Origin of the sequence: Mycobacterium sp. HUMS_12744610 (assembly GCF_041206865.1) — a bacterium.
GTDB classification, from domain to species: Bacteria; Actinomycetota; Actinomycetes; order Mycobacteriales; family Mycobacteriaceae; genus Mycobacterium; species Mycobacterium servetii.
In genome coordinates this window covers 5,736,786-5,756,478 of record NZ_JBGEDP010000001.1, presented here as the reverse complement: position 1 = coordinate 5,756,478, position 19,693 = coordinate 5,736,786, and the positions used below count along the sequence as shown (strand labels likewise).

Annotated in this window: 16 protein-coding genes and 3 pseudogenes; 11 read left to right on the top strand and 8 right to left on the bottom strand. The window is 70.4% G+C overall.

All coding sequences use genetic code 11. From position 1 onward, the window contains the following. Positions 1-3 precede the first annotated feature (3 nt). Positions 4-1,086 (bottom strand): phosphodiester glycosidase family protein, encoded by a 1,083-nt coding sequence (locus AB8998_RS27920; RefSeq protein WP_369741137.1) that lies wholly within the window; start codon positions 1,084-1,086, stop codon positions 4-6. A 106-nt stretch (positions 1,087-1,192) separates the two neighbouring features. Continuing rightward, positions 1,193-2,356: pseudogene (locus AB8998_RS27915) on the bottom strand (DUF3533 domain-containing protein); the annotation flags it as partial. 46 nt (positions 2,357-2,402) lie between these two features. Here AB8998_RS27915 and AB8998_RS27910 point away from each other — a divergent pair. Then, positions 2,403-3,330, top strand: a pseudogene (locus tag AB8998_RS27910) (IS5 family transposase). Here the strand turns inward: AB8998_RS27910 and AB8998_RS27905 are convergent. Both AB8998_RS27905 and AB8998_RS27900 read right to left on the bottom strand, forming a co-directional pair. Then, positions 3,328-3,561, bottom strand: a pseudogene (locus AB8998_RS27905) (hypothetical protein); the annotation flags it as partial. The pseudogenes AB8998_RS27910 and AB8998_RS27905 sit on opposite strands and share 3 nt — an antisense overlap. Positions 3,562-3,592: 31 nt before the next feature. Further along, complete coding sequence (locus AB8998_RS27900) at positions 3,593-4,459, bottom strand: MarR family transcriptional regulator (RefSeq protein ID WP_369741136.1); 867 nt, start codon at positions 4,457-4,459, stop codon at positions 3,593-3,595. Positions 4,460-4,522: 63 nt separating this feature from the next. Between AB8998_RS27900 and AB8998_RS27895 the strand changes: the two genes are divergently transcribed. Further along, on the top strand, positions 4,523-5,656 hold the full coding sequence (locus tag AB8998_RS27895) for an NAD(P)H-dependent amine dehydrogenase family protein (RefSeq protein ID WP_369741135.1): 1,134 nt from the start codon (positions 4,523-4,525) through the stop codon (positions 5,654-5,656). Here the strand turns inward: AB8998_RS27895 and AB8998_RS27890 are convergent. Beyond that, positions 5,653-7,062, bottom strand: coding sequence for an alpha/beta hydrolase domain-containing protein (locus AB8998_RS27890; RefSeq protein ID WP_369741134.1), 1,410 nt, complete (start codon positions 7,060-7,062; stop codon positions 5,653-5,655). The two genes, AB8998_RS27895 and AB8998_RS27890, sit on opposite strands and share 4 nt — an antisense overlap. Before the next feature lie 181 nt (positions 7,063-7,243). Here AB8998_RS27890 and AB8998_RS27885 point away from each other — a divergent pair, with 181 nt between their 5' ends. The 5 genes from AB8998_RS27885 (at position 7,244) to AB8998_RS27865 (ending at position 12,010) form a co-directional block, all read left to right on the top strand. Continuing rightward, entirely contained in the window at positions 7,244-7,525 is a 282-nt protein-coding gene (locus tag AB8998_RS27885; protein ID WP_369741133.1) for a hypothetical protein, read from the top strand. 68 nt (positions 7,526-7,593) lie between these two features. Next, entirely contained in the window at positions 7,594-8,433 is an 840-nt protein-coding gene (locus tag AB8998_RS27880; protein WP_369741132.1) for an alpha/beta hydrolase, read from the top strand. A 204-nt stretch (positions 8,434-8,637) separates the two neighbouring features. Beyond that, positions 8,638-9,387, top strand: coding sequence for a DUF2786 domain-containing protein (locus AB8998_RS27875; protein ID WP_369741131.1), 750 nt, complete (start codon positions 8,638-8,640; stop codon positions 9,385-9,387). Then, positions 9,384-9,893 (top strand): TIGR04338 family metallohydrolase, encoded by a 510-nt coding sequence (locus AB8998_RS27870; RefSeq protein ID WP_369741130.1) that lies wholly within the window; start codon positions 9,384-9,386, stop codon positions 9,891-9,893. The genes AB8998_RS27875 and AB8998_RS27870 overlap by 4 nt, the downstream gene beginning before the upstream one ends. Continuing rightward, positions 9,890-12,010 carry a beta-glucosidase gene (locus AB8998_RS27865; protein WP_369741129.1) on the top strand — a complete coding sequence of 707 codons (2,121 nt, stop codon included), beginning with the start codon at positions 9,890-9,892 and terminating at the stop codon, positions 12,008-12,010. The genes AB8998_RS27870 and AB8998_RS27865 overlap by 4 nt, the downstream gene beginning before the upstream one ends. A gap of 40 nt (positions 12,011-12,050) precedes the next feature. Here the strand turns inward: AB8998_RS27865 and mymT are convergent, their stop codons facing one another. After that, on the bottom strand, positions 12,051-12,197 hold the full coding sequence (mymT, locus tag AB8998_RS27860; protein ID WP_369741128.1) for a copper-binding metallothionein MymT: 147 nt from the start codon (positions 12,195-12,197) through the stop codon (positions 12,051-12,053). A gap of 107 nt (positions 12,198-12,304) precedes the next feature. Here mymT and AB8998_RS27855 point away from each other — a divergent pair, with 107 nt between their 5' ends. Then, a complete protein-coding gene (locus tag AB8998_RS27855; protein ID WP_369741127.1) occupies positions 12,305-12,964 on the top strand; it encodes an O-methyltransferase in 660 nt (219 codons plus the stop codon). Positions 12,965-13,074: 110 nt separating this feature from the next. On the opposite strand, the gene ilvD is transcribed toward AB8998_RS27855, so the two are convergent. Continuing rightward, entirely contained in the window at positions 13,075-14,790 is a 1,716-nt protein-coding gene (ilvD, locus tag AB8998_RS27850; RefSeq protein WP_369741126.1) for a dihydroxy-acid dehydratase, read from the bottom strand. 126 nt (positions 14,791-14,916) lie between these two features. Between ilvD and ricR the strand changes: the two genes are divergently transcribed. The 3 genes from ricR to AB8998_RS27835 all read left to right on the top strand — a co-directional run bounded on the left by ricR (position 14,917) and on the right by AB8998_RS27835 (position 17,670). Further along, on the top strand, positions 14,917-15,207 hold the full coding sequence (gene ricR / locus AB8998_RS27845; RefSeq protein ID WP_369741125.1) for a copper-sensing transcriptional repressor RicR: 291 nt from the start codon (positions 14,917-14,919) through the stop codon (positions 15,205-15,207). A 123-nt stretch (positions 15,208-15,330) separates the two neighbouring features. Continuing rightward, complete coding sequence (locus AB8998_RS27840; RefSeq protein WP_369741124.1) at positions 15,331-16,566, top strand: MFS transporter; 1,236 nt, start codon at positions 15,331-15,333, stop codon at positions 16,564-16,566. A 117-nt stretch (positions 16,567-16,683) separates the two neighbouring features. Then, positions 16,684-17,670 (top strand): L,D-transpeptidase, encoded by a 987-nt coding sequence (locus AB8998_RS27835; protein ID WP_369741123.1) that lies wholly within the window; start codon positions 16,684-16,686, stop codon positions 17,668-17,670. 15 nt (positions 17,671-17,685) lie between these two features. Here AB8998_RS27835 and AB8998_RS27830 read toward each other — a convergent pair whose 3' ends face one another. Further along, positions 17,686-19,671 carry a M13 family metallopeptidase gene (locus AB8998_RS27830; protein WP_369741122.1) on the bottom strand — a complete coding sequence of 662 codons (1,986 nt, stop codon included), beginning with the start codon at positions 19,669-19,671 and terminating at the stop codon, positions 17,686-17,688. Positions 19,672-19,693 lie beyond the last annotated feature (22 nt).

Sequence of the window (19,693 nt, the reverse complement as noted above, 5' to 3'; positions counted from 1 at the left end):
CGGCTAATTGAACGCCAGCCAGCTCGGCAACGCCCGTTCGTGGGAGTCGCACAGCACCTGCCGGGTGTCGCAGGAACCCCGCGGCGATCCCGCACCGGCCCACATGCCCCCGGTGTCGCGGCGCAGCACGATGGCCGACGACCCGCCGCCGTCGAGCAGGATCGCCGTATCGCTGCCCAGGCCGCGGAACAGGTCCTGCATGTTGTCCGGTGTGTAGTTGCCCCCCTCGAAGACGTACATCTCGTCCTTCTGTCGCGCATAGGCAAGGGCGGTCCGCGCCGCGCTGGGACCGGGATCGTGCAACTGGCCGGTGTCTCCCGGGGCGAGCAGCCCGAGCCCGGACACCGCGACGAACCTCTCGTTCTTGTTGAGCAGATCGTTGACCACCGGGGAAGCGGCGTCGTAATCCTGCTTGCTGCGGGGTGGTACCACAAACGGTGCAGCGCCGGCGGGCAGGACCATCGTCGTCAGCGCGGTCCACACCCCGTCGCCGTTCGACAGGCCCGGCTTACCGGGGTAGGCCGCGTTACCGGTGATCGGCTGGTTGGCGCGGCCCAGCCCATGGGTGTTGTCCACGAAAGCACCCAGCGGTGAACTGCAGCCGGTCTGGCGCCACGACCCCGCCTGCTGAGAGCGTATGTCGAAGAAGTTGGCGTTGATCGCGATCGTCGGCTGCCCCATGCGCTGCCAGGCGTTCAGCGGCGTGTACAGCTCGGACGCCTCCCACGATCCGTCACTGGCGCGGGCACCCGGTTTGTGTTCGCACAATGCCTGGACGCCCCGATGGGTGTCGACCAGCAGGTGCGGGGTGAGCCGGGCGGAGGCGTTCTTGATGATCATCAGGTGCCCGCCGTTGTTCATCTCGTACCAGTTGCCGGCGGCGTTGAGCATCGGCGCGGGGTGGCCGGCGCCGAAGTTGTAGACCAGGTAGGTGCCCTTGGTGGCGTTGATCGCGTTGGCCAGCTGGTCGCGCCCGTCGGCGGCGTGCGCGACGGGCTGTCCCGTGGTCGCGGCCGCGACGGTGCACGCGACCGCGGCGGCGCCCAAGACCGCCAGTCGGCGCAGGCCGCCGGTCGATGTCAGCACGGTAGCCCTTTCGGCCCTGAATCTAGGTCAGCACTGACAGCATCAGTCACACCAGCCGCACTGTCAACTTAAGTCACACGCGCATGACGGTTGGGTCGCGCAGGAATTACGCTTGGTCGCTTGGGCTTTCGGGGCCATCCTGGTCTTCGGTGGCTAGCGCGGCCGCGTGCTTGTCCGCACGGGGTCGTTGCCGCGCCTGGTGTTCCCTGGCGATCGCCATCTCGGCCGCCCCGTGGATCCGGTGAAAACCCTTGCGGTCGTAGAGGTGGGTGACGATCCCGCCCAGCAACAGGCCGATGCCCAGGCCGACGGCGGTCATCAACAGCGCCTGGGACAGCCCGGCTGCGCCGTCGCCGCCGAGGTACAGCAGCGAGCGCGTGCCCAGGAACACCTGGTGCATCGGCTCGAACCCGGCCAGCCAGCGGAAGAACGGCGGCACCGCCTCCAGTGGGACCGTGGCGCCGGCCGACGGCAGCCCCAGGAACACGAAGATCAACAGGCCGACCAGCAGGCCGATCGTCCCGAGCACCGACAGCAGCGACGTCGACGTGATGCCCACGGCGGCGATCGCGAACGCTCCATACGCCCACAGTTGCCAGCCGAGGTCGATGGGCATACCGAGCCCGTGGGCGATCCCCAGATACGCCGCCGACGTGAGCAGTGCCAGCAGCACCATGATGCCCCACTTGATCAGCAGCGTCTGGAGCCGCGAGATCTTGACCTGCTCGGCGAAGCGATACACCGGCCCGAACTCGGCCGGCACGTAGCCGAGCAGCGCGTCCACCAGGGTGTTGACCACGATGCTCCCGGTGAAGCCGGCCAGCAGCAGCAACAGCGAATAGTAGAAGGCCGACAACCCGTTTCCGGTGCCATTGGGCAGCGGGTGGTACACCACCGACTTGACGTCGATGGGGCTCGCGAGGCCCACCGCCGAGGCGCCGGAGAGCGGCGCTCCCTCGGCCTGGGCCGCGACATCGGCCGTAAGCTGTTGGCCCACTTGGCCTTCCACGACCCCCATCGCCATGGTCAGGGTCTGGTTGGCGATGCTGGCGCCCAGCGTGCCCGCCCGCGGGTTGGTCGAGACGGTGATCACCGGCCGGGTCGCGTGGGTGGGCGTGATCGCGCTCGCGCCGTACTCGCGCAGGCTCGAGGAGAAGGTCGGCGGTATCAGAACTTCGCCGTACACCTGGGCCCGGTCCAGCCGCTGGGTGGCCTCCTGCTTGGACAGGATCCGGACCTCGAACTTCTGCTTGTCCAGCCCTGCGACTAGGGCGTGTCTCCCAATTTTTCGACTGTTGACCAGCCAGGATTGGCTGGTGACGCGGATTGGTGTGATTTCTGACGAGTTCTGGGCGGTGGTTGAGCCGTTGATGCCTTCGCATGAGGGCAAGCGGGGCCGGAGGTTTGGTGATCACCGGTTGATTTTGGAGGGGATTGCCTGGCGGTTTCGCACGGGATGCCCGTGGCGGGACCTGCCCGCTGATTTCGGGCCATGGAAAACGGTGTGGAAGCGTCATCACCGATGGTCGCTGGATGGCACCTATGACGTGATGTTTGCTCAGGTGGCGCACGCCTTCGGGTTCGACGCCGAGATGGCCGGCGATATCGAGAAGCTGTTGTCGGTGGATTCGACGAACGTACGGGCGCATCAACATTCGGCGGGTGCCCGGTCGGACACGCTGGCAAAAGGGGGCCCTGTCGAATTACAAGAAATCCGCCGATGAACCCGACGACCATGCAATTGGGCGTTCGCGAGGCGGGCTGACCACCAAGATCCACACCCTGACCGATCAGCGCGAAGCTGTTGTCGCGGTCCGGTTGACCGCTGGCCAGGCCGGCGACAATCCGCAGTTGCTGCCTTTGCTCGACGACTACGACCACGCCTGCGCTGAGCACGGTGTGACCGGTGGCGACTTCCGATTGCTCGCCGACAAGGCGTATTCACACCCGAGCACGCGCACCGAATTACGTTCCCGAAGAATCAAGCACACGATTCCCGAACGCAAAGACCAGATCGCCCGGCGCAAGGCCAAGGGATCGGCCGGGGGTCGCCCACCGGCGTTCGACGCCGAGCTCTACGGTCTGCGCAACACCGTCGAACGAGGCTACAACCGGCTCAAGCAATGGCGCGGTATCGCGACCCGCTACGACAAATACGCCCTGACCTACCTCGGCGGTGTCCTATTGGCCTGCGCCGTAATCCATTCCCGCGTCGGAAACAACCAATTGGGAGACACGCCCTAGACCGGCGGCGATCTTGGCGCCCGTCGGGCCGGCGTCCTCGTTGACCACCGCGATGGGGAAGTGCCGCAGGTTGGTCGTCGGATTCAGGATGCCGCCGAGGTAGAGCGCGCACAGCGCCGACATCAGCGCCAGTGTGATCAGCAGCGGTGCCAGCCAGAACCGTACGGTCCGAAGCGCCTTGATGTTCCGATCAGGGTTCGGCGCCGCGTGCTTGGCCTGCGATTGAGACATGTGGGCTCCCGTCCGTCCTGCCCACTCTAGGTCAGGGCCCCCCGGCGCTGAGCAGTCGCTGCGCCTGGCGCAGTGCGTCGTTGAGCGCGTCCAGGGTCAGGCCGACGGGGTGGCCGAGGTGGATCTCGATCTGATACTCCGGCTGGCCGTGCTGCCCGAAGATCGGCAGAACGACGAATTCGGCTACGGCCAAGTCGGTTTCCAGCGAGTGGGTGATCGATTGCAGTGTCACCATCGTCATCAGGGTGGTGAGTTGCCGGGTGACCCGCGCCGTCGGCTCCAGCGACGCCAACACGTCGGCCAGCCGGTGGTGCAGTGACTGGTGGGCGTCGTCGAAGCGCCACGCCCCGTAGCCGCGGGCGCGGATGTCGGCGAGTACCCGCTGCTGCTGGTCTATTTCGGCGCGGCCGAGCCGCGGCATGACCCGGTGCAGCCAGGCCCGGACGAACGCGTCGTCCCGCCAGGCCATCGCTACCAGACCGAACGGTGGGTCGATGGGGAAGCGCTGGCCGACGGCGTGCTCACCGTCGGTGCCGTGGCCGACGGCGTCGACGATAATCAGGTGCTTCTCGCCGATTTTCGACATCGAGCACCCCGCACCGAGGGTGTCGTGCAGGAGCGTCAGCGCCGCACGGCCGCGGTCCAGCAACGGGAACTGCCTGCGCAGGCCGTGCACCAGCCCGAACAGGCCGCTGCCCAGGGTGTAGCGGCGATCCTCCCGGCGCGTCACCCAGGCGCGCCGTTCCAGCTCGGCGAGGACGAGCGCACAGGTCGAGGTGCTGATCCCGCAGATCTTCGCTATTCCGGCGGACGTCCGCCCGTCGGGCGAATCCGCCAGCGTGGCAAGCACGTCGACCACGCGCCCGGTGGGCGGTGACTTGGCGGTTGACGTATCCATGCGTGGCTTTCTAGCATCCGGCCAAATTATAAGTGACTACTTCCTAATAATAGGAGAACGACCGTGTACAACGTGGGTGTCTGGGGTCCGGGCTCGATGGGGGTGATCGCCCTGCGGGGTGTCATCGACCACCCGCAGCTGCGATTGGTCGACCTCGTCGTGCACAGCGAGGCCAAGGCGGGCCGCGACGCGGGTGAGCTGTGCGGCGGCGCGCCGGTCGGGGTGACCGCCACCCGGGACCCCGGGCCGATGCTCGCCGGCGACGCCGACGTGGTGGTCTACGCCGCCGGGGCCAACCTGCGACCGCTCGAGGCCGTGGCGGACATGGTGTCGATCCTGCGGGCCGGCAAGAACGTGGTGTCGTGCTCGGTGGTGCCGCTGGTGTACCCCGACGCCGTCGACGAGGCGTTCACCGGTCCGCTGCGGGAGGCGGCGCTGCAGGGCGGCGCGTCGTTCCTCACCACCGGCATCGACTCGGGATTCGCCAATGACGTTCTGCCGCTGGTGCTCACCGGCGTGTCGAGGGCCATCGAGTCGGTCCGGGTGACCGAGATCTTCAACTACGCCACCTACCCGGACCGCTCCGCTGTCTACGAGATCCTCGGGTTCGGCAAGCCGCCGGAGTACCGTGCCTTCGCGGCCCAGCCCGGCATCTTCACCTTCGGCTGGGGCGCCGTCCTGCACCAGCTCGCCGCCGGGCTCGGCGTCACGATCGACACCGTCGAGGAGGACAACGAACGCGTCGCCGCCACCGAGTCCTTCGACACCCCCACCGGCCACGTCGCGGCCGGGACGATCGCGGCGATGCGCTCGACGCTGACCGGATACGTCTCCGGCAGGCCGACTTTCGTCCTCGACCACGTCACCCGGATGCGCGACGACATCGCGCCCGACTGGCCGCAGCCGCACATCACCATCCCCCCGAAGGACCTGGGCTACGGGCTGGCCTCCGGGCGCGGTCTCTACCGCGTCGAGATCGAAGGTTCCCCGAGCATGCGGTGCGAGTTCGAGATGGCCGAGGACCACGACCACGACCTGGGCGCGCGCATCGCCGGCGCCTCCCGGATGGTCAACGCGATCCCCGCGGTGTGCGCGGCCGCCCCGGGGCTGCTGTCTGCGCTGGACCTGCCGCAGGTCACCGGCGCCGGCCTGGTCCGCCCGGTGCCGGGGCCGCCGCCGGACAGCCGGCTGTTCTAACCCGGATACGTCGCGGCGGCCAACCGCAGGATCTCGTCGCGGTCGGCGGCCAGGACGAACCCCTTGGTGATCGCACCGTCGAGCGCCGCGGTGAAACTCTCGAGGTACTGGCCGGCCCCACCCGGGTAGAGCCGCCGCAGCGTGGCGGCGTCGAAGGGCTCACCCGAACCGAAGAGCGCGGCCATGACGCTCTCCTGAGAGCCGACGCCGGAGGTCCGCGCGGTGGGCACGTCCACCCAGGGGGTCCGGACGCCGCCGCGCGCGAGCCCGTTGTCGTCCAGAGCCGGTGCGGGAGGGTCGGTTTCGACCACCTCGATGGGCGGGGCCGCCGCCGCGGGCCGGCCGGTCCGCACCCAGGTGTGCAACGCTTCCAGCGCCGCCTGCGCGACGTAGTGGTGTTGCGGCCCGAAGTTGATGTAGTGCTCCAGTTGCTGGCCCATCAGCGTGCGGGTCGGGGCGTAGGCCGCCACCAGGTCGTCGAGCGGTGCGCTGCCGTCATCGATCGGCGCCACCTGGATCGTGTAGTTGTCGGCGTGGGCGGCGCCGGGGATCTCCCAGACCCGCAGCCGTTCGTTGTCGGGCTGGCGCGCGAAGTAGTAGCCGTGCCGGACGCCGCCGAACAGGTCGGTCTCGGTGATGATGGCGACGAGCGGGACCCGCAGGTCGGCGCGGAACCGGGACGCCGCCAACCCGCCGGCGTCCTCGAAGATCGAGCCGCCGTCCAGCGGCGCGGCGGGCCCGAAGCGCGAGTGCACCAGGAAACCGTCGTAGGCACGGGCCAGCGGGTCCACGGCGTTGACATAGGTCGTCAGGAACATGGCCGACTGGGACTCGCCGATGGCGATCACGTGCCGGGCGCCGAGCCCGCGCAGCACATCGTCGTCGCCGTCGCCGCCCAGGAGCCCGGCGACTTGGGAGAAGATGTCGTAGGAGAAGGCGTCGCCAGGGTGGTGCAGGGACGCGTACCGGGTAAGGTCCTGGCTTTTCAGGGACATGTCCGCGCCCAGCAGGCCGCCGCCCCCCTCGACCCCCACCCGCTGGGCCGACACCGCGACGTAACCGTAGCCCGCGCGGGCTATTTCGCGGTGCGCCATCATCCACACGGCCGGCGCGTCGATGCCACCGCTCACGTTGAGCCATTCGACCAGGACCGTCCCGTTGAACCGCGCCCGGTCGGCGGGTGTCACGACCACCACACGGGTCGTGTAATCGGCTGTTTCACTAGGGGTTACGCTCCATTGGCCGTCCGGGCCCAGCGGAGCGGTGGGAAGGTAGGCCGAGGCCGTTCCGGAGACGAAGAACTCCTCCGCCACACAGCCCAGCTCGGCGATGTCGAAGGCCCCCAACAGCAGCAGCGGCTTGCCGGGCGAGGGCGTGACGCGGGGGGAATCGGTGAGCGACCGCACGCGCACGAGCCTAAACGGCGGTCCGGGGGCGCGGCCCGGCCGGGGCCGGGTGTTCGTGAAGTCCGCGTTACAAACAAGCAAGCCAATGGCTTTCGGGGCTTTGGTCCCTTCAGCGGCACCCGGGTCCGGGTTAGCGTGGTCCCTGCTGGACGCCCACTGCCCGACAACGCACCCGAGGACCATGAACGACTGGGACGCATCCGACCTCGCGTGGGCACTGGCCGATGCGATCGCCCCCCTGCTCGCCGAGGGCGACCGCGCCCGCATCTATGCCATCGTCGGTCCCGGCGAGTCGGACACCGCGATCGGCATCGTGGTGCAGACCGTTGCCCAGCGCGGTCTGTCCCTGCCGCCGGAGCTCATCGCCAAACTCGCCGACTGGCTCGACGCCTATGCGCACAGCGACGACGCGCCCCGCCTGCAGCGACTGCTCCGCGCCATCGAACCGTCACCCACCGACTGAACCGGCCGCCCGCAGCGCACCGGCGCGATGACGAGAGGTCTGCCCGCCGAGCCGTTACGCTGCCCGTAATGGCTACCACCCGCACCGAACGAGATTTCGACGGCGTCGGGGGCGTCCGCATCGTCTACGACGTGTGGACGCCGGACGCTTCGCCCCGAGCGGTGGTCGTGCTGTCGCACGGCCTCGGCGAGCACGCCCGCCGCTACGACCACGTCGCGCAGTGTTTCGGCGACGCCGGCCTGGCCACCTACGCCCTCGACCACCGCGGCCACGGCCGCTCCGGCGGCAAGCGGGTGCTGGTGCGCGACATGTCCGAGTACACCGGCGACTTCGACACGCTGGTCCGCATCGCGACCCGGGAGCACCCCGGCCTCGCCTGCGTCGTGCTCGGGCACAGCATGGGCGGCGCGATCGTGTTCACCTACGGGGTGGAACGCCCGGACGACTACGACCTGATGGTCCTGTCGGGTCCGGCAGTCGCGGCCCAGGATCAGCTGTCGCCGCTGCTGGTGCTGGCCGCCAAGGTGCTCGGCGTCCTCGTGCCCGGCCTGCCGGTGCAGGAACTCGACGTCGAGGCCATCTCGCGCGACCCGGCGGTGGTGGCGGCCTACCGGGACGACCCGCTGGTGTACCACGGAAAGGTCCCGGCCGGGATCGGCCGGGTGCTGGTGCAGGTCGGCGAGACCATGCCGCAGCGAGCGCCCGCGCTGACCGCGCCGCTGCTGGTGGTGCACGGTTCCGACGACCGGCTGATCCCCGTCGCCGGCAGCCGGCGACTGGTCGAATGTGCGGGCTCCGCCGACGTCGAGTTGAAGGTCTATCCGGGGCTCTACCACGAAGTGTTCAACGAACCGGAGCGCGACAGCGTCCTCGGTGACGTGGTCTCCTGGGTTCTGCAGCGGCTGTGAGTGGCCGGACGCGGAATGTCATACCGCTGCCGTAGTTTGGCGCCCATGAGTCGCGCCGGCGACGATGCAGAGCGTAGCGATGAAAAGGAGCGGCGCCCATGAGTCGCGCCGGCGACGATGCAGAGCGTAGCGATGAAAAGGAGTGGCGCCCATGAGTCGCGCCGGCGACGATGCAGAGCGTAGCGATGAGGAGGAGTGGCGCCCATGAGTGACGACAAGATGCTGGCCCGCATCGCCGCCCTGCTGCGCCAGGCCGAAGGCACCGACAACCCGCACGAGGCCGAGGCGTTCATGGGCGCCGCGCAACGGCTGGCGACGGCCGCGTCGATCGACCTGGCGGTGGCGCGCTCGCACGCGGCCGACCGCTCGCCGGCGCAGGCCCCGACGCAGCGGACCATCACCATCGGGACGGCAGGCACCCGGGGCCTGCGGACCTACGTGCAGCTGTTCGTGGGGATCGCGGCGGCCAACGACGTGCGCTGTGACGTGGCGTCGAATTCGACGTTCCTCTACGCGTACGGCTTCGCCGAGGACATCGACGCCACGCATGCCCTCTACGCCAGCCTGGTCGTCCAGATGGTGCGGGCCTCGGACGCCTACCTGGCCTCGGGCGCGCACCGGCCCACCCCGACCATCACCGCCCGGCTCAACTTCCAGCTGGCCTTCGGGGCCCGGGTCGGCCAGCGCCTGGCCGAGGCCCGCGAACAGGCCCGCCGGGAGGCCACCGAGGACCGCGGGCGCGCCCCGGGCACCGCCGTCGCGCTCCGGGACAAGGAGATCGAGCTGCGCGATCACTACCGCAGCGCATCGAAGGCGCGCGGCACGTGGCGGGCCACCAGCGCGTCGGCCGGATACTCCTCGGCGGCCCGGCGGGCCGGTGACCACGCGGGGCGCCGGGCGCGGCTGGGGGACAGCCCCGAGCTTCCCGGGGCGCGGACCGCGCTGGGCCGGTGACGCCGGCGGGTGCCCCGCGGGATTCCCAGCGCGCCAAGGTATATGCCGCCGAGGAGTTCGTCCGCACGTTGTTCGACCGTGCCGCCGAGCACGGGTCGCCGGCGGTGGAGTTCTTCGGCACCCAGTTGACGCTTCCCCCGGAAGCCCGATTCGGCTCGGTGGGCTCCGTGCAGCGCTACGTTGACGAGGTGCTTGCGTTACCGGCGGTGCGGCGGCAGTGGCCGGACGTGGCGCCGCTGTCCGTGCGGGCGCGCCGGGCGGCCACCGCGGCGCACTACGAGAGCCGCGACGGCGCGGGGGTCATCGCGGTTCCCGACCGCGACACCGCCGACTGGGCGCTGCGCGAGCTGGTGGTGCTCCACGAGGTGGCCCACCACCTGTGCGGGGCGCAGCCGTCGCACGGCCCGGAGTTCGTCGCGACCAGCTGCGCCCTGGCCGAGCTGGTGATGGGCCCCGAAGCGGGGCACGTGCTGCGCGTCGTCTACGCCAAAGAGGGCGTGCGGTGAGCGACCCGGACCTGCGCGCCCGCGAGGTCGAAGCCCAGATGACCGACGACGAGCGGTTCTCGCTGCTGGTCGGCGTGATGGGCGCCGGGGAGATGTGGCCGCTGCGCGACGAGCGCATCCCGCAGGGCGTCCCGATGAGCGCCGGTTACGTGCCGGGCGTGCCCCGCCTCGGCGTCCCGGCGCTGCTGATGAGCGACGCCGGCCTCGGCGTGACCAACCCCGGCTACCGTCCGGGCGACACCGCCACCGCACTGCCGGCGGGCCTGGCGCTGGCCGCCGGTTTCGACCCGGCGCTCGCCCGCGCGTCCGGCGAGGTGATCGGGCGCGAGGCGCGCAGCCGCGGGTTCAACGTGCAGCTGGCCGGCGCGATGAACCTCGCCCGCGACCCGCGCAACGGCCGCAACTTCGAATACTTTTCCGAGGACCCGCTGCTGACCGCGACGATGGCCGCGGAGGCGGTCAACGGGATCCAGCAGCAGGGCGTCATCTCGACGGTCAAGCACTTCTGCCTGAACTGCAACGAGACCAACCGGCACTGGCTCGACGCGGTCATCGATCCCGCCGCCCACCGCGAGTCCGACCTGCTGGCCTTCGAGATCGCCATCGAGCGCTCGCAGCCGGGGGCGGTGATGACGGCCTACAACAAGGTCAACGGCGAGTACGCCGCCGCCAACGACACGCTGCTCAACCGCGTGCTGAAAGACGCCTGGGGATACCGGGGTTGGGTCATGTCCGACTGGGGCGGCACCCCGGGCTGGGAATGCGCGCTGGCCGGGCTGGACCAGGAGAGCGGTGCGCAACTCGATGGCCTGTTCTGGCAGTCCGAGGCGTTCGGCGACCGGCTGCGGGCCGCGCTGGCCGCCGGTGCGCTGCCCCGCGACCGCCTGTCCGACATGGTGCGGCGCATCCTGCGTTCGATGTTCGCCGTCGGAATCGACGACCGGGCCGCGACCCCCGCACCGGATATGGTCGCGCACAACGAGATCGCGCTGCGCATCGCGCGGCAGGGGATCGTGCTGCTGGCCAACCGCGGGGCGCTGCCCCTGGCGCCCGAGCCGGGCGCCGTCATCGCCGTGATCGGCGGCTACGCGCAGGCGGGTGTGGCGGCCGGTTACGGGTCGAGCGCCGTCGTCCCGCCGGGCGGCTACGCGGGCGTGATCCCGATCGGGGGAACGGGCCTCATGGCCGGCATCCGCAACCTCCACCTGCACCCGTCGAGCCCGCTCGAGGAGCTCCGCAACCAATTCCCTGCCGCGCGCATCGAGTTCGACCCCGGGGCCAGCCCCGCGGAGGCGGTCCCGGTTGCGCGGCGGGCCGACGTCGCGATCGTGTTCGCGGTCCGCGCCGAGGGGGAGGGCTTCGACGGCGCCGACCTGTCGCTGCCGTGGGGGCAGGACGCGCTGATCGCCGCCGTGTCGGCGGCCAACCCGAACACCGTGGTGGTGCTGCAGACCGGCAACCCGGTGGCCATGCCCTGGCGGGAGTCGGTGAACGCGATCGTGCAGGCCTGGTATCCGGGCCAGGCGGGTGGCCGGGCCATCGCGGAAATCCTTGCCGGGCAGGTCAATCCGTCGGGGCGGTTGCCGATCACGTTCCCGGCCGGGCTGGGCCAGACACCGCGCCCGCAGCTGCCCGGACCCGGCGCCGGGTGGGGGACACCCACCACCATCGAGTACACCGAGGGCGCCGACGTCGGCTACCGCTGGTTCGCCCGGACGGGCCAGACCCCGATGTTCGCGTTCGGCCACGGCCTGTCCTACACCGATTTCGAGTACCGCGACCTGGTGGTCGACGGCGGCGGGGACGGCATCACCGCCGGTTTCGACGTCGTCAACGTGGGCGAGCGAGCCGGGGCCGACACCCCGCAGCTGTATCTGACCGCCGCCGCCGGCGAGCCGAGCCTGCGGTTGCTGGGATTTCGCCGGGTCGAACTCGACCCCGGCGCGACCAGCCGGGTGTTCGTGGAGGTGGACCCGCGCCTGCTTGCCCGCTACGACGGTGCGGCCGGAAGCTGGCGCATCGGTGCGGGGGAGTATGCGGTGGCGGTGGGCGCGTCGGCCGCCGAGCTGCGACTGGCCGCCACCGTCGAACTCGCCGGCCGCACGTTCGGGCGATGACCGGCACCGGGGCCCGAACGTACGACCGGCGGTGCCGGATCTACTTGACGGGGACCATTTCGTCGCCGCAGGTGCAGCGGTACGCCTCGCCGGCGCCCGAGCAGTTGCAGGGAGCATCGATGCGGACGCGGCAGCCGCAGCCCTCGTGCCCGCAGGTCAACAGGGTTCCCGCTTCGTAGTTTGCCATGCTGAATCACCCCTTCGATGTCATGAACTTGCGTACGTCCCACTATATACCCCATAAGGGTATAGGGAAACGGCCCCGACGGAATCGGCCCGGCTAGCGTTGACCTCATGAGCCCGAAACCCACTCCCCACGATGTCGACGAATTCCTCGACGCCGCAATGGTCGGCGATGACCCGGCCCTCGCCGCGGCGCTGGAGGCCAGCAACGCGGCCGGCCTGCCGCCCATCGCCGTCTCCGCGCAGCAGGGCAAATTCCTGAGCCTGCTGGCCGGCGCGGTGCGGGCCCGGCGGATCCTCGAGATCGGCACCTTGGGCGGGTTCAGTGCCATCTGGCTGGCGCGCGGTGCCGGCCCCCAGGGGCGGGTGGTCACCCTGGAATACGAGCCCCGGCACGCCGAGGTCGCGCGGGCCAACCTGCAGCGCGCCGGCGTCGCCGACCGGGTGGAGGTGCTGGTCGGAGCCGCGCTGGACACGCTGCCGACGCTGACCGGCGACCCGTTCGACCTGGTGTTCATCGACGCCGACAAGGAGAACAACGTCGCCTACCTGGAGTGGGCGGTCAAGCTGGCCCGTCCCGGCTCGGTTGTCCTGTTGGACAACGTGATTCGCGAGGGCAAGATCCTCGACCCGCACTGCGCGGACGCCGCGGCGCGGGCGACCCGCCAGGCATTGCAGCTGATGGGTGAGCACCCCCGCCTCGACACGGCGGTGATCCAGACGGTCGGGGCCAAGTACTGGGACGGCTTCGCGTTCGCGTTGGTTCGCTGACCGCCTGGGCCTGGCCGCCACCTACCTGCGCACGCGGACGCGCGTCGCGGGACCTTCGAGGTCGGCGCACAGCCACGAGGTCCGTTGAGTCACAAGGCGATCGGGCGGGCCTAGCCGCAGACCGCACCGCCGGCGGCCGAGCCGACCAGCCTGACGTATTTGGCCAGTACGCCGGAGGTGTAGCGCGGTGCCGGCGGCGTCACGCCGTCGCGCCGCGCTGCGAACTCGTCGGGGTCGGCCAGCACGTCGAGCGTGCGGGCGCCCGCGTCGAGTCGGATCCGGTCGCCGTCGCGCAGGAGCGCGATCGGCCCCCCGTCGACCGCCTCCGGCGCGATGTGGCCGACGCAGAAACCCGTCGTCCCGCCGGAGAACCGGCCGTCGGTGAGCAGCAGCACGTCCTTGCCCAGGCCGGCGCCCTTGATCGCGCCGGTGATGGCGAGCATCTCGCGCATTCCCGGGCCGCCCTTGGGCCCCTCGTAGCGGATCACCACGGCATCGCCCTTGGTGACGGTGCCGTCCTCGAGAGCGTCCAGCGCCGCCCGCTCGCCGTCGAAAACCCTTGCGGTGCCCTCGAACACGTCGGAGTCGAGGCCGGCGGTCTTGACCACCGCGCCGTCGGGTGCCAGCGATCCGCGCAGGATCGTGATGCCGCCGGTCGGGTGCAGCGGGTGGCTCAGGGCGCGCAGCACCTTGCCGTCCGGGTCCGGCGGGGCGATGGCGGCCAGGTTCTCGGCAACGGTCCGGCCCGTCACGGTCAGACAGTCGCCGTGCAGCAGGCCCGCGTCCAGTAGCGCCTTCATCGCCACCGGGATGCCCCCGATGTGGTCGACGTCGGACATGACGTGGCGGCCGAACGGCTTGACGTCGGCCAGGTGCGGCACCTTCGACCCGATCCGGTTGAAGTCGTCGAGTGCCAACGCGACCCCGGCCTCGTGGGCGATCGCCAACAGGTGCAGCACCGCGTTGGTCGAACCGCCGAAAGCCATCACCACCGCGATGGCGTTCTCGAACGCCTCCTTGGTGAGGATGTCGCGGGCGGTGATGCCGCGGCGCAGCAGGCCGACGACGGCCTCGCCGCTGCGGCGGGCGAACCCGTCGCGGCGGCGGTCAGTGGCCGGCGGGGCCGCGCTGCCGGGCAGCGACATGCCCAGCGCCTCGGCGGCGCTGGCCATCGTGTTGGCGGTGTACATGCCGCCGCAGGCGCCCTCGCCGGGGCAGATCGCGCGCTCGATCGCGTCGACGTCCTCCCGCGGCATCAACCCGCGGGCGCAGGCGCCCACCGCCTCGAAGGCGTCGATGATCGTGACCTGGTGTTCGCTGCCGTCGGAGAGCTTGGCCACCCCCGGCAGGATGGTGCCGGCGTAGAGGAACACCGACGCCAGGTCCAGGCGCGCCGCGGCCATAAGCATCCCGGGCAGCGACTTGTCGCACCCGGCGAGCAGCACCGAGCCGTCGAGCCGCTCGGCCTGCATCACGGTTTCGACGCTGTCGGCGATCAGCTCGCGCGACGGCAGCGAGAAGTGCATGCCCTCGTGCCCCATCGAGATGCCGTCGGACACCGAGATGGTGCCGAACTCCAGCGGGTAGCCACCCGCGGCGAACACCCCTTCCTTGACCGCCACGGCGAGGCGCTGCAGGGACAGGTTGCAGGGCGTGATCTCGTTCCAGGACGAGGCGACCCCGATCTGCGGCTTGGCGAAGTCCTCGTCGCCCATGCCGACCGCCCGTAACATGCCACGGGCTGCGGCCTTTTCGAGGCCGTCGGTGACGTCACGACTACGTGGTTTGATGTCCGTGCCGGGCGTCGAATCGGTTGGTGTGGCCATCGTGCAAGTATGCGCGAGCCCGCCGCGCGGCAAATGCGCGGGTCATACCCCGATGGGGTATGAGGTAGAATTCGGGCCGTGGGCCGGTCCCACGGCAGGCACGTAGTGGCAGGGGTGAGAAAAACGATGACGACCGCGCACGGGTACTCGCAGCAGAAAGACAACTACGCCAAGCGGCTGCGGCGTATCGAGGGTCAGGTGCGCGGCATCGCGCGCATGATCGAGGAGGACAAGTACTGCATCGACGTCCTCACCCAGATCAGCGCGGTCAACAGCGCCCTGCGTTCGGTGGCGCTGAACCTGCTCGACGAGCATCTCAACCACTGCGTCACCCGCGCCGTGGCCGAGGGCGGCAACGACGCCGAGGACAAACTGGCCGAGGCATCGGCCGCGATCGCGCGTTTGGTACGTTCCTGATAACGCAGGCGTGTTGAAACGCAAAGGCGGGGGAACCCGTCGTTGCGGTGCGTACGGTAGGGACAGCGTGATCTCGCGGGCACCTCGCCCGAGAAGGTTGCGCGCTCCGAAGCGATCACTGCCATGACTGCCGAAACCGCCACCGTTGCCGCGCGAACGTGGACGCCACGGGTCGCCGCGCAGTTCGCCGTGCTGGCCGCGGCCGCCTTCACCTACGTCACCGCCGAGATCCTGCCTGTCGGCGCCCTCCCGGCGATCGCACGCAACCTGCACGTCAGCCTGGTCGCGGTGGGCACACTGCTGACCTGGTACGCGTTGGTCGCCGCACTGACGACGGTCCCGCTCGTGCGCTGGACCGCGCACCTGCCGCGCCGGCGGGCGCTGATGCTCAGCCTGACCTGCCTGACCGCCTCGCAGGTGATCTCCGCGCTGGCGCCCAACTTCGCGGTACTGGCCGCCGGGCGGGTGCTGTGCGCGCTCACCCACGGCCTGCTGTGGTCGGTGATCGCCCCGATCGCGACCCGGCTGGTGCCGCCCAGCCACGCCGGCCGGGCGACGACGTCGATCTACGTCGGGACCAGCCTGGCGCTGGTCGTCGGCAGCCCGCTCACGGCCGCCCTGAGCCTGATGTGGGGATGGCGCCTGGCGGTCGTGTGCATCACCGTCGCGGCGGCCGTCGTCACGGTGGCGGCCCGGCTGGTGCTGCCGGAGATGGTGCTCACCGAGGACCAGCTCGCCCACGTCGGCCCGCGGTCGCGGCACCACCGCAACGGCGCGCTGATCACGGTGAGCCTGCTGGCGATGGTCGCGGTGACCGGCCACTTCGTGTCCTACACGTTCATCGTGGTGATCATCCGCAATGTCGTCGGCGTGCACGGGCCGAACCTGGCCTGGCTGCTGGCGGCCTACGGCGTCGCGGGCCTGCTGGCGATGCCGCTGGTGGCACGGCCACTGGACCGCCGCCCCCGGGGCGCCATCATCTGCTGCATGGCGGGGCTGACGGCCGCGTTCGCGGTGCTGACGGCGCTGGCGTTCGGCGGCCGGCTCAATGCGGCGACCGTGCTGATCGGTACGGGCGCGATCGTGCTGTGGGGGGCCATGGCGACCGCCGTGTCGCCGATGATGCAGTCCGCGGCCATGCGCAACGGGGCCGACGACCCCGACGGCGCGTCGGGCCTGTACGTGACGGCGTTCCAGGTGGGCATCATGGCGGGTTCGCTGGCGGGCGGGCTGTTGTACGAGCACAGCGTCGCCCTGATGCTGACCGCGTCGGCGGGCCTGATGGGCGTCGCACTGATCGGCGTGGCCGCCAACAGGAAGATGCTGGACGTCACGCCGACAAGCTCACGCGATTCATAAGTCCGCAGCTCGCGTGGGGTTTTGCGGCCATTTTCCGGTTCCGCGGCGGCCGCGGGGAAGGTAGCTGGTCACCGCGTTGTGCCACACTGTTTCAGGAAGGTGACGGGAGGGATGCACATGTCGCGCTGGACGAGGGCAGCCGGACTGGCCGTGGTCGTGGCGCCGCTGCTGGTGCTGACCGCGGGGCCCGCCATGGCCGATCCGGATCAGGCCCCCGGCGATCCGGGGCTGGTGGCCGGCCCCGTCGACCCGCCCGCCCCGCCGCCGTGGGGCGTGCCCCCGGCCGACCCCGCACCCGGGCCGCTGGCGCCCGGGCCGCAGGCCCCGGCGCCCGTGGCGCAGCAGGCCTACACGGGTCCCGCGGCCGGGCAGAACCCGGCGCCGTTCACCGGCGTCGCGCCGTTCGGTCCGCCCAGCTTCGTCCCGGCGACGGGCTCGACCGTCGGGGTGGCCCAGCCGATCATCATCAACTTCCCCGGCCGCGTCGACGACGCCGGCGCCGCCGTGGACGCGGTGCACGTCTCGTCGGTTCCCGCGGTGCCGGGCAAGTTCTACTGGATGACCCCGACGCAGCTGCGGTGGCGCCCCCTGAGCTTCTGGCCGGCCCACACCGCAGTGACCGTCGACGCCGGCGGCACCGTCTCCAACTTCATGACCGGGGACGCGCTGGTGGCGACGGCCGACGACGCCACGCACCAGCTGACCATCACCCGCAACGGGGTGGTGGAGAAGACCTTCCCGATGTCGATGGGGATGGCCGCCGGAGGTCACCAGACGCCCAACGGCACCTACTGGGTCCAGGACAAGAAGGCGTCGGTGGTGATGGACTCCTCGACCTACGGGGTGCCCGTCAACTCCGCCTATGGCTACAAGGTGACGGTGACCGACGCGGTCCGCTTCGACAACGTCGGTGACTATGTGCACAGCGCGCCGTGGTCGGTGAGCGACCAGGGCAAGCGCGACGTCAGCCACGGTTGCATCAACATCAGCCCCTCCAACGCGAAGTGGTTCTACGACAACTTCGGCCCCGGCGACCCGATCGTCGTGAAGAACTCCGTCGGCACCTACAAGAAGAACGACGGCTCCAACGACTGGCAGAACTAGCCTCCTCGCCCGGGGTCAGTTCCAGATGCGGACGCGCCGCGCCGGCTCCAGGAACAGCGCGTCGCCCTCGCCGACGCCGAACGCCGCGTAGAACGAGTCGATGTTGCGCACGACCCCGTTGCAGCGGAACTCCGGCGGCGAGTGCGGGTCGACGGCCAGCCGCCGGATCGCCTCGGCGTCACGGGATTTGGTGCGCCACACCTGGGCCCAGCCGTAGAACACGCGCTGCACGCCGGTCAGGCCGTCGATGACGGGGGCGGGTTTGCCGCCCAGCGACAGCTCGTAGGCCAGCAGCGCGATGGACAGCCCGCCCAGGTCGCCGATGTTCTCCCCGACGGTGAACGCGCCGTTCACGTGGTGGCCGTTGCTCAGCGCCCGGGGCGTGTACCCCTCGTACTGCTCGATCAACGCCTTGGTGCGGGCGCCGAACTCGGTGCGGTCGTCGTCGGTCCACCAGTCGACCAGGTTGCCGTCGCCGTCGTACTTGGCGCCCTGATCGTCGAAGCCGTGCCCGATCTCGTGCCCGATCACCGCGCCGATCCCGCCGTAGTTGGCCGCATCGTCGGCCTGCGCGTCGAAGAACGGCGGCTGCAGGATCGCCGCGGGAAAGACGATCTCGTTCATCCCCGGGTTGTAGTAGGCGTTGACGGTCTGCGGCGTCATGAACCACTCGTCGCGGTCGACCGGCCCGCCGAGCTTGGCCAGCTCGCGGTCGTGGTCGACGGCATACCCGCGCTGGTAATTGCCGTACAGGTCGTCGCGGTCGATCACCAGCGCCGAGTAGTCGCGCCACTTCGCCGGGTAGCCGACCTTGGCGGTGAACTTGGCCAGCTTGGCCAGCGCACGCTCCCGGGTCTGCGGCGTCATCCACTCCAGATCGTTGATGCTGACCCGATAGGCCGCCTCCAGGTTCTCCACCAGCGCGTCGATGCGGGCCTTGGCGTCGGGCGGGAAATGCCTTTGCACGTAGAGCTTTCCGACGGCATCGCCCATCAGGCTCTCCACCAGCGAGACGCCCCGCTTCCAGCGGTCGCGGATCTGCTCGGCGCCGGTCAGCAGCCGCCCGTAGAAGTCGAAGTCGGCGGCGACGACGTCGTCGGTCAACCAGGCGGCGCGCGCCCGGATCACCCGCCAGCGCGCCCAGCGCTTCCAGTCCTCGAAGTCCTCGCTTTGCCACAGGGCGGCGAAGGCGGTGAGGTAATCGGGTTGGCGCACCACGACTTCGGCGACCGCCGCGGGGGCGGCGCCCAGCGCGCCGACCCAGCCGTCCCAGTCGAAGCCGGCCCCTTCGGAGCGCACCTCGGCGAAGGTGCGCAGGTTGTAGGTGAGGTCGGCGTCGCGGCGCTTGACCACATCCCAGTGCGCGGCCGCCATTTTCGTCTCCAGCGCCACGATGCGGGCCGCGGTCTCGGCGTGGTGGTCGGGTTCGCCGCCGAACACCAGCGAAAACATCCGCGCGATGTGTCGCGGATAGGCGGCTAGCACCGCGGCGTGCCGCTCCTCGCGAAAGTACGACTCGTCGGGCAACCCGATGCCCGACTGCGTGAGGTGCACCAGGTAGCGGGCCGAGTTCTTCGAGTCGGTGTCCACATACAGCCCCACACCCCCGCCGACCCCGGTGCGCTGCAGGGCGCCCAGCGCCGTGGCCAGCGCGGCCGGGTCGGCGGCCCCGTCGATCGTCGCCAGTTCGTCGCGCAGCGGCTGCAGGCCCCGGCGTTCGACGGCCTCCTCGTCGAGGAAGCTCGCGTAGAGGTCGCCGATGCGCTGCTGGTCGGTGCCCGCTTCGGCACCGCTGCCGCTGGCCTCGATGATCAGGTCGCGCACCTGCTCCTCGGCGCGGTCGAACAACTGGCGGAACGCGCCGTCGGTCGCCCGGTCGGCGGGGATGACGGCTTCGGCCAGCCAGCGGCCGTTGACATGACCGAACAGGTCGTCCTGGGGGCGGGTGTTCGGGTCGACATGGCTCAGGTCGATGCCCGAGCGGATGGCCTCAACTGTCACCCTGCCATCCTTCCATCCGCGC

Bases quoted from the DNA above. Each gene is read 5' to 3' on its own strand.
- AB8998_RS27835 (WP_369741123.1), top strand. From the start codon at position 16,684: ATGTCGCGCTGGACGAGGGCAGCCGGACTGGCCGTGGTCGTGGCGCCG.
- AB8998_RS27855 (WP_369741127.1), top strand. From the start codon at position 12,305: ATGAGCCCGAAACCCACTCCCCACGATGTCGACGAATTCCTCGACGCC.
- AB8998_RS27840 (WP_369741124.1), top strand. From the start codon at position 15,331: ATGACTGCCGAAACCGCCACCGTTGCCGCGCGAACGTGGACGCCACGG.
- mymT (WP_369741128.1), bottom strand. From the start codon at position 12,197: ATGGCAAACTACGAAGCGGGAACCCTGTTGACCTGCGGGCACGAGGGC.
- AB8998_RS27875 (WP_369741131.1), top strand. From the start codon at position 8,638: ATGAGTGACGACAAGATGCTGGCCCGCATCGCCGCCCTGCTGCGCCAG.
- AB8998_RS27885 (WP_369741133.1), top strand. From the start codon at position 7,244: ATGAACGACTGGGACGCATCCGACCTCGCGTGGGCACTGGCCGATGCG.
- AB8998_RS27880 (WP_369741132.1), top strand. From the start codon at position 7,594: ATGGCTACCACCCGCACCGAACGAGATTTCGACGGCGTCGGGGGCGTC.
- AB8998_RS27900 (WP_369741136.1), bottom strand. From the start codon at position 4,459: ATGGATACGTCAACCGCCAAGTCACCGCCCACCGGGCGCGTGGTCGAC.
- ilvD (WP_369741126.1), bottom strand. From the start codon at position 14,790: ATGGCCACACCAACCGATTCGACGCCCGGCACGGACATCAAACCACGT.
- ricR (WP_369741125.1), top strand. From the start codon at position 14,917: ATGACGACCGCGCACGGGTACTCGCAGCAGAAAGACAACTACGCCAAG.